The organism is Rhizobium sp. P1_C7, assembly GCF_056406295.1.
The window spans coordinates 151595-158246 of sequence record NZ_JBFUAL010000013.1 but is presented as its reverse complement, the minus strand read 5'-3'; the positions used below and the strand labels follow the sequence as shown (position 1 = coordinate 158246).

7 protein-coding genes are annotated in these 6652 nt (G+C 57.9%); all 7 read right to left on the bottom strand.

The window, feature by feature from the left end; all coding sequences use genetic code 11:
- On the bottom strand, positions 1–445 hold a 445-nt coding region (locus AC1D2R_RS20900), incomplete at its 3' end, for a tetrahydrofolate dehydrogenase/cyclohydrolase catalytic domain-containing protein (protein WP_477970026.1).
- A gap of 3 nt (positions 446–448) precedes the next feature.
- Positions 449–1333 (bottom strand): formyltetrahydrofolate deformylase, encoded by an 885-nt coding sequence (purU, locus tag AC1D2R_RS20895; protein WP_477970025.1) that lies wholly within the window; start codon positions 1331–1333, stop codon positions 449–451.
- A 118-nt stretch (positions 1334–1451) separates the two neighbouring features.
- Positions 1452–2759: a type III glutamate--ammonia ligase gene (gene glnT / locus AC1D2R_RS20890; protein WP_477970023.1), complete on the bottom strand. Its 1308-nt coding sequence runs from the start codon at positions 2757–2759 to the stop codon at positions 1452–1454.
- A gap of 86 nt (positions 2760–2845) precedes the next feature.
- Entirely contained in the window at positions 2846–4174 is a 1329-nt protein-coding gene (locus AC1D2R_RS20885; RefSeq protein WP_477970021.1) for an FMN-binding glutamate synthase family protein, read from the bottom strand.
- Positions 4175–4192: 18 nt separating this feature from the next.
- Positions 4193–4879 carry a GltB/FmdC/FwdC-like GXGXG domain-containing protein gene (locus AC1D2R_RS20880; protein WP_477970019.1) on the bottom strand — a complete coding sequence of 229 codons (687 nt, stop codon included), beginning with the start codon at positions 4877–4879 and terminating at the stop codon, positions 4193–4195.
- A 38-nt stretch (positions 4880–4917) separates the two neighbouring features.
- Positions 4918–5820 carry a class II glutamine amidotransferase gene (locus tag AC1D2R_RS20875; protein WP_477970017.1) on the bottom strand — a complete coding sequence of 301 codons (903 nt, stop codon included), beginning with the start codon at positions 5818–5820 and terminating at the stop codon, positions 4918–4920.
- Between the two features lie 97 nt (positions 5821–5917).
- A complete protein-coding gene (locus AC1D2R_RS20870) occupies positions 5918–6595 on the bottom strand; it encodes a helix-turn-helix domain-containing protein (protein ID WP_477970015.1) in 678 nt (225 codons plus the stop codon).
- Positions 6596–6652: the final 57 nt, after the last annotated feature.

The following is a 6652-nucleotide window of genomic DNA, read 5'->3' as shown; positions in this document are numbered from 1 at the left end:
CCATTGCGCCCGCCGGCGTGCAGGAGACCAGCCCGGTCTCCAGATCGCCCGTCGCCAGTTTGCCGGCGTTGACCACATGAAGGCCGTCCACATCCTTCTCGGGCAGGATCGATTGGATGATCGGCTCGGGGTTCAAGTGCTTCGGCAGTGGCAGCTGAACGAGAATGCCGTGGATCGACGGGTCGGCGTTGAAGGACGCGACCAGTGCCGCCAGCTCTTCCTGCTTCGTTTCCACCGGCAACGTCCGCTGGACCGACTTGAAGCCGCATTCCTTCGCCATCCTGCTCTTGGAATTCACATAGGCATGGCTCGCAGGATCGTCGCCAACGATGATGACGGCAAGTCCGGTCTTGACGCCGCTTTGCTTATCCAGTGCGGATGCTGCGGCCTTGACCGTTTCGATTACGGAAGCTGCCACCTGTTTGCCGTCGATGATCCGGGCCATCGTTCAGCCCATCCGCTCCGACGCGTAGCCGCCTGGGCTCGCCGGAAACACAACCGTACGATTGCCGTTGATAAAGGTGCGATGATGGATATGAGCATGGATTGCCCGCGCAAGCACTTGGCTTTCAACATCCCGGCCGATCGAAACGTAATCATCTCCGCTTTGTGCATGCGTAATCCGCGCTGTGTCCTGCTCGATGATCGGCCCCTCGTCGAGGTCTGCCGTCACATAGTGCGCGGTCGCGCCGATCAGCTTGACCCCGCGCTCATAGGCTTGCTTGTAGGGGTTCGCACCCTTGAAGCTTGGCAAAAAGGAATGGTGGATATTGATGATCTTCCCAGACATCTCTTTGCAGAGCTTGTCGGAGAGAACCTGCATATACCGCGCCAGCACGATCAGCTCCGTGCTGCTCTGCCTGACGAGATCGAGCAGCTGGGCTTCAGCCTGCGGCTTGTTTTCCTTGGTGACCTTGATGTGGTGGAAGGGGATGTCATGGTTCACGACAACCTTCTGATAATCGAAGTGATTGGAGACCACGCCGACGATGTCGATCGGCAAGGCGCCGATCTTCCACCGGTAGAGCAAATCGTTGAGGCAATGGCCGAAGCGAGAGACCATGAGGAGGACCTTCATCCGCTTCTCGTTGTTATGGAACTCGAAATCCATGGCGAAGGGAGCAGCGACGGGCCCGAAGTCCCTGACAATCTCTTCTTCGGACACGCCAGCCTCGGAGATGAAGCTGATCCTCATGAAGAACCTGCCGGTGTCCAAATCGTCAAACTGCGAACTGTCGACGATGTTGCAATCTTTCCCAGCGAGATAGCCCGAGATTGCTGCAACGACCCCTCGTGTTGATTTGCAGGTGACTGTCAAAACGATATTTTTCACGGTGAAGATCCTTGTTGGGCGCGCGTAGGTCGCAGTTCAGCGGTCCAAGTTTACAAGCGCAGACGTCCATCGGAGCGCGAATAAGCCGCGCTCCGAAATCCGATTGCTTCTAACGGCCTCAGATATCGAGTGTTGTCTGGTGCTCCCACGGCGTGAACTGGGAGCAATAGGTATTCCACTCGCCGTGCTTCATTTTGAGATACGCCGCAGAGAACTCGGTTCCAAGTGCCTGCTGGAGCTCGGTGTCCTTCTCATAGGCGCGCAGTGCATCTAGCAGATTGAGGGGAAGCTTCGGCGCATCCGTTACCGTGTGACCTTCCCTGTACATGTCGATATCGTAGTGCGGGCCCGGATCGGCGTTGGTACGCAATCCGCTTAACCCAGCGGCAATGATGATGGCCTGTAGAAGGTAGGGATTGACCGCGCCGTCGGGAAGACGAAGCTCAAACCGCCCAGGTCCGGGCACGCGTACCATGTGAGTGCGGTTATTCCCGGTCCAGGTGACGGTATTCGGCGCCCATGTCGCTCCCGAGATCGTTCGGGGCGCGTTGATGCGCTTATAGGAATTGACCGTTGGATTTGTAACAGCCGCCAGCGCCGAAGCGTGCTTCATGATGCCCCCGAGGAAGGTCTTGCCTTTGGCCGATAGACCGAACGGTGCTGTCTTGTCGGCAAAGGCGTTTGTCCTGCCTTCGTTATCCCAGACGGAGATGTGGCAGTGGCATCCGTTTCCGGTTAAACCCTTGAAAGGCTTGGGCATGAAGGTGGCACGCAGTCCGTGCTTTTCGGCAACAGACTTGACCATGAACTTGAAGAAGGAGTGCTTGTCCGCGGTCTGCAGTGCGTCGTCGTACTCCCAGTTCATCTCGAACTGACCATTGGCGTCTTCATGATCGTTCTGATAGGGCTTCCAGCCGAGCTCGAGCATATAGTCGCATATTTCCGCGATGACATCGTAGCGACGCATGACCGCTTGCTGGTCGTAGCAGGGCTTTTCTGCGGTATCGAACTCGTCGGAAATCCTGGAGCCGTCCGGCGAGATTAGGAAAAACTCCGGTTCTACACCGGTCTTGACGCGAAGACCCAATTTCTCCGCCTCCGCCACCAGACGCTTCAAGACGACACGAGGAGCCTGACCAACGGGTTTCTCTTCCATGACACAGTCGGCGGCGACCCAGGCGACATCTTTCTTCCAGGGAAGCTGGATGACAGAAGAGGCATCGGGAATGGCAAACAGGTCGGGATGGGCAGGCGAAAGATCGAGCCATGTCGCAAATCCGGCAAACCCTGCCCCGTCTTCCTGCATGCCTGCGATCGCTTCAGCCGGAACCAGTTTGGCGCGTTGTGCACCAAACAGATCCGTGTAGCTGATCATGAAATATTTAATGCCTTTTTCGGCAGCGAACTTTGACAGTTCCAGTGTCACTTTATTCCCCTTTTTATGAATACCAGACACTTTTAAAGAGGGTGGTCCGTGCTCTCCCAAACACAGGCCACCGGTTTGGCGATTGATCAGAAACCTGCCTTGCCTGGGTACCAGTTCGTCCCTGCCAGAGGGATCTGTGCCATTGCCGCTGCTTCCATGGTCAGGGCGCAAAGGTCTTCCGGCTCGAGATTGTGCAGGTGGTTTTTGCCGCAGGCACGCGCCACCGTCTGCGCCTCAAGGGTCATGACCTTCAGATAGTTGGCGAGCCGGCGGCCGGCAGCCACGGGGTCAAGACGCATTGCCAACTGCGGATCCTGGGTGGTGATCCCGGCCGGGTCCTTGCCTTCATGCCAATCGTCATAGGCACCGGCGGTCGAGTTGAGCTTCTGATACTCATCCTCCCAGCGGGGATCATTGTCGCCGAGCGCGACAAGGGCGGCGGTGCCGATCGCCACCGCGTCCGCACCAAGGGCAAGTGCCTTGGCGACGTCGGCACCGGATCGGATGCCGCCTGAGATAATCAGCTGAACCTTCCGATGCATGCCGAGATCCTGCAGCGCCTGAACGGCTGGGCGTATGCAGGCAAGTGTTGGCATGCCGACATTTTCGATAAAGACATCCTGCGTTGCAGCGGTACCACCCTGCATGCCGTCAAGCACCACGACATCAGCCCCTGCCTTGACGGCGAGCGCGGTGTCATAGTAGGGGCGCGCGCCACCGACCTTGACATAGATCGGCTTTTCCCAGTCGGTTATTTCGCGCAGCTCGAGAATTTTGATCTCGAGGTCGTCCGGACCCGTCCAATCGGGATGACGGCATGCCGATCGCTGATCGATCCCCTTTGGAAGATTCCGCATCTCGGCGACGCGATCGGAAATCTTCTGACCGAGCAGCATACCGCCACCGCCCGGCTTGGCGCCTTGACCGACGACGATCTCGATCGCGTCCGCCCGGCGCAGGTCCCTTGGATTCATGCCATAGCGCGATGGAAGATACTGATAGACAAGTGTCTGAGAATGGCCGCGCTCTTCGTCCGTCATGCCGCCGTCGCCGGTGGTCGTTGACGTGCCGGCAATGGTTGCGCCTCGCCCGAGCGCTTCCTTGGCATTGCCGGAAAGAGCACCGAAGCTCATGCCCGCGATCGTGATGGGAGTCTTCAGATGGATTGGCTTCTTTGCGAACCGCGTGCCGAGCACCACGGAGGTGTCGCATTTCTCCCGGTAGCCTTCGAGCGGATAGCGTGAAATCGACGCCCCGAGAAACAGCAGATCGTCGAAATGGGGGACCTTGCGCTTCGTGCCGGCGCCGCGAATATCGTAGATACCGGTGGCGGCCGCGCGCCTGATCTCGGCCAGCGTATAATCGTCAAAGGTTGCGGACTTGCGCGGCGGGGTCGGAGGATTGTGGTATGACATATCTTACCCTTTCGCCGCTCAGTAGGCGTCGGCGTTGTCGATATTGAAGTTGTAGAGCTTGCGTGCCGAGCCGTAACGCTTGAATTCCTCGGGCTTGACGCCGGTGACACCAGCCTTTTCCAGCAATTCGGCAAGCTTGGCGAAATGCTCGGGCCGCATCTCCTTTTCGATGCAGTCGGACCCCAGGCTCTTCACCGTTCCGCGTACGAAGAGCTTTGCTTCATAGAGCGAATCACCCAGCGCTTCGCCGGCATCGCCGAGGACGACGAGGTGGCCTGACTGACCCATGAAGGCAGACATGTGACCGATGTTGCCATGAACGACGATGTCGATGCCCTTCATCGAAATGCCGCAGCGCGACGACGCATTTCCCTTGATGACAAGCAGACCGCCGCGCCCGGTGGCGCCGGCGTACTGGCTTGCGTCACCTTCGATGACGACCTTGCCCGACATCATGTTTTCGGCAACCCCCGGGCCCGCAGAGCCGTGCACGGTGATCGTACCGCCGTCGTTCATCCCGGCACAATAGTAGCCAACGGAGCCACGGACATCCACCGTCACCGGTGCATCGATTCCGACAGCCACGGAATGGCTCCCGCGCGGATTGACGACCTCGAAGTTGGTGTCGTTGGTTCCCGCCGGAATCCTGTGCAGAGCGCTGTTCAGCTCACGCAGCGGTGTGATCGACAGATCGAAGACTGGCATAGTTCGGATACTTTCTTGCTTTGAACTGATATCCACGGTTAGGCCGCCTTTTCGTGATCCCAGAAGTAGACAGTAGCCGGCTCCGGCTCCCAGACGCGTGCGTTCTCGATGCCGGGAAGATTGACGAGCGCACGGTATTCCGAACCGAAGGCGACATACTGGTCGGTTTCGGCCATGACAGCAGGCTTGCAGGCGATGGGATCGCGAACGACGCCGAAGCCCGATTTGGTACCGACCACAAACGTGAAGAAGCCGTCCAGGTCGTTAAGAGCGCCCGTCAGTGCCTCACCGAGGTCCTTGCCCTTTGCCATCTGCGACGTGAGATAGGCTGCAGCGACTTCGGAATCGTTCTGGGTTTCGAACGTCATGCCTTCGGCAACGAGTTCGCGGCGAAGATTGTTGTGATTTGAGAGCGAGCCATTGTGAACCAGGCACTGATCCGCGCCCGTGGAAAACGGGTGCGCACCGAGGGTGGTGACTGCGGATTCCGTGGCCATGCGTGTGTGGCCAATGCCATGGGTACCGGTCATTGCCCGAACGCCAAAACGGGCCACCACGTCCCTGGGGAGACCCGTCTCCTTGTAGATCTCCACGCTGTCGCCCGAACCCATGATTCGCAAGCTTGGAAAGCTTTGCGCAATGAGGCTGCGCACGTCGTCGGCGGTGGCATTCGTATCGATCACCGCATGGGTGCTCTTGATCGTCACGTCTGCCTCGATCCCGGCCTTTCGCAACTCGCTTTCAAGGGTGGCAAACCCGCGTTCGCCCTCAGGCGACTGCACGGTAATCTTCGTCCTGCCGGCAGCCGAAGCGCCATAGATCGCGATGCCCGCGGAGTCGGGTCCACGGTCGGTCATCGTGATCAACATGTCTGAAAGCAGTTCACCGAGCTTCGGCTCAAGGCTTCGGTCTTTGAGAAATAGTCCAACTATACCGCACATGGCAGGGCATCTCCGTTCGTGACTGAACAAAGTGCTACCAGATGAATTTTGAGCAATCAACCTACAAGAATATTTTTTTCTTGTGAGGCAATCTGCATCAATCGCGATTTGTGCGCTTGTGGGGGTAGGAAATTATGGAAAGGTAGCGGGAGGGAAGTTTCACCAATTGCTCGGGACCATGGGGCGCGTCGGCGTCAAAAAACAGGCTGTCGCCAGGCTGCATATGGTAGAGCTGATCGCCGTGCCGATAGACCACCTCACCCTCCAGCATGTAGAGAAATTCCATTCCGTCGTGTTGAAATGTCGGAAACACGTCCGATTCAGCCGTCAGCGTGATGAGGTACGGCTCGACCGCGACGCCGCTGCTGTTGTTTTCGATATGTCCAAGCAGACTGTACTGATGGCCGGCACGCGTCCCCCGCCTCTCGATGTTGACACCCTGCCCCGATTTTACAAAGGTCGCGGTCCGTGGCTCTTCGTAGCCCCTGAAGAAGGCCGTTATCGGCACGCCCAGCGCTTTTGATACGGCCTGCAGCGTTGTCAATGAAGGAGAAATGTTACCGTTCTCGATCTTGGAAAGCATGCCCATCGACATGCCGGTCGCCGCCGCGAGATCTGTAATGGTGATGCCAAGCTTGCGACGGCATTCGCGTACTTCATGACCGATCGCCATCTCGAGATTGTTCTGCCGAGGCTCGCGAACAGCATGGGGGTTCTGTTCGAAAGCAGTTTTCATGGCGGCTTTCTCGGCGGCCTTGTTTTTCTGCGGTGGCATTTTATCTCCTGTAAAAGCAGCGCTCTATCTTCTCAGTAAATATTTCGCAATTCAAAG